This is a genomic window from Sphaerochaeta sp. UBA5836, from assembly GCF_002432845.1.
Taxonomy (GTDB): Bacteria; Spirochaetota; Spirochaetia; order Sphaerochaetales; family Sphaerochaetaceae; genus Sphaerochaeta.
Genome location: NZ_DJGW01000002.1, coordinates 4,692 through 7,021, shown reverse-complemented (window position 1 = coordinate 7,021; position 2,330 = coordinate 4,692). Strand labels below are relative to the sequence as shown.

Genomic DNA, 2,330 nt, shown 5'->3' with positions numbered 1-2,330 from the left:
CAGGTCGTAGATTTCCGCTGCAGCGTCGTTGGCATGGCAGGCCCAGTCGATTTTTCCCGACTCAACCATCATGAAGAAGCCTTCGGGATTGTTCAGTACATCGATGCCCTTCTGGACAAACTGTGCAAGGCTTACATCGTTTTCGTTCATATCCATCGCATAGGGCATGGAACCGCTGTCCTGAAGCCTCGGGTTCTGGGCGTACACCTTGCCGCTTGCCGAGGTGAGGTTGAGAATCTGACTCTTGCTGTCGGTAACCAGGTAACCGGCTTCCAGAAGCAGGTTGTAAATACTCTTCCTTCCCCCGTCATCCGGCTTGCTGATCGCCCCGCCGCCAAAGTAATCGAAGCCGCTGGCAACCATCTGGACGCCGATGTCGTAATAGCTGTTTCTGGACGGCACATGGGCATAATAGGCGGCGGGAGTGGCGTGATTGAGGGTAACCGTAGAAACCAAACCAACTTTCCACCCCTTCTGCTGCTTTACCTGTTCGGCAATGGTCTTGCCCACCATCTGCTTGTCGATTCCGAGCCCGATGGTGCCGCTGTGGGTCTTGTACCCGCTTGAGAGCGACGTGGCCGTGGATGCCGAGTCGGGACAGAAGGAGGTTGCATCAAAGGTGGTCTGCAGTCCGACTACCGGGAACTCGGTGAAGGTCAGCGGCTTCAGCGAGAGATTGCCCTTCTCATTGCTGCCTTTCAGTATTTGTGCTGCGTTGATCTGCACATGGCTCATACCGTCTCCAATGAACATGAAGACGTACTTGGGCTTGGCCTGTGTCTCAATCGACACTGCCGTTGCACCCTGATTCTCCCCTACTGCTTGTGCCGTAAGGCCTGCCAAAACCGCTGCAAGGAGCAACAGCACCATCATCAATCGTTTTTTCATGATTTCCTCCAACAAACTAACTGGATGGCCATACGATGGAGTATGATTGCTAGCATTTTGCGAACAATTGGTAAGAAATTATGCAGAAAAGCATGAGCCTCGGCACTGGCACCTCCGCTGCCAGGCTGCTACCATAGGATTATGTATGAGTTTCCTCCGTTGAACAAACGCACAAGAAAACGGGAGTTTTCCCTGTATGGCGATCAAGAGCGCGCAGCTGTTGTGTATTATTGGCTCTTCAGCAGGAAAGGCTTTCGAGAACTCGATACCCTCTGCCTTGGCTTGGATGGCAGGCAAAGCCATGGTTGGCAATCGATGGGCATCGCCCATTATCTGGGCCTCGATGGAACGCATCACGGCTTTTTTGAAGGAGCCCTGCCTTCCTATGCCTTGAACACCTTGCTTGCCCACCAACGGGAGGATCAATCCTTCGCCCTGATTTATTGTTATCTTCGTGACTGGTTCATCGCCCATCCGCAGTCAGGAAACCTTACTGAGGAACTGGTCAAGGAGAAGGACCCGGATTACCATACCGACCATGTCGAGGCTTCCTACTGGATACGGGAGACGCTTTTGGCCAAGGCTCCGCAGGCAAGCATCGATCAGAAACTTTTGAGTCTTCTTTCGGTCAACACCTCCGACCAGACGATAAAACTGGGCTCGAAGCGCTATTTCTACAGCAAGGGCGCTCTCAAGCAGGCTGTCAAATGCCTCTATGACTTTCAGTGCCAGATCTGCGGTACCAGGATTTATCGTCCCGGCTGGATCAAGACATTGAGCCGTGAGGAGCAATGGGGCTATCTCAATGCCGATGCCCACCACATCCAGCCGCTCTCCCAAGAGGGCCCCGACTCCCTTGCCAATCTGCTGTGTCTCTGCCCTTCCTGCCATCGAAGGTTCCACACCCGACAGTTCACGTTGCTGGAGCACAATAGGAGAATCGGGTGTGAGGACCAGGTTCTCCACACAAGTTGGGAGATCCTGGCCAAGCATCCGATTGTGATAGGTACGACCGATCATTGAACTTTATTCCGAAGAAATCTATTCAGAAAGTAAGGATAAATTGCCTGTTAGCCTCTGTTGGTGGTATACTCTCCCAAAGGAGATTCAAAGGTGTCGACACTCTATGAACGGGCATTGGGATCACTGCTTGGCAGTTTTGTCGGTGATGCCTTTGGAGCCCAGACCGAGTTCAAACGTGCCAAGGATGTTCTGAGGCAGCACCCTGATGGAATCCATGAGATGGACGACAGCCCGCGCTCGGTGGGAAGCGTCGGCGAGATTACCGACGACAGTGAGATGGCTATCATGATGATCCAAAGCATTCTCAAGCATGGCTCATATTCACAAGACCTGGTGCGGAAATCCTACCAACGGTGGCGCAATGCAGGGCCTGAGGACATCGGTATCACCATCTGCGGTGCTCTCGATGGGAGGATGAA

3 protein-coding genes are annotated in these 2,330 nt (G+C 53.0%); 2 read left to right on the top strand and 1 reads right to left on the bottom strand.

The features are described from left to right. Positions 1–888 (bottom strand): alkaline phosphatase (locus B3F49_RS00060; RefSeq protein WP_293908442.1); only part of this gene is annotated, 888 nt, incomplete at its 3' end. Positions 889–1,029: 141 nt separating this feature from the next. On the opposite strand from B3F49_RS00060, the gene B3F49_RS00055 reads away from it, so the two are divergent. After that, positions 1,030–1,911: an HNH endonuclease gene (locus tag B3F49_RS00055; protein ID WP_293893238.1), complete on the top strand. Its 882-nt coding sequence runs from the start codon at positions 1,030–1,032 to the stop codon at positions 1,909–1,911. Positions 1,912–2,001: 90 nt separating this feature from the next. Continuing rightward, positions 2,002–2,330: ADP-ribosylglycohydrolase family protein (locus tag B3F49_RS00050; protein ID WP_293908440.1), on the top strand; the 329-nt coding region annotated here is incomplete at its 3' end.

Coding starts and splice junctions, on each gene's coding strand:
- B3F49_RS00055 (WP_293893238.1), top strand. CDS start 1,030: ATGTATGAGTTTCCTCCGTTGAACAAACGCACAAGAAAACGGGAGTTT.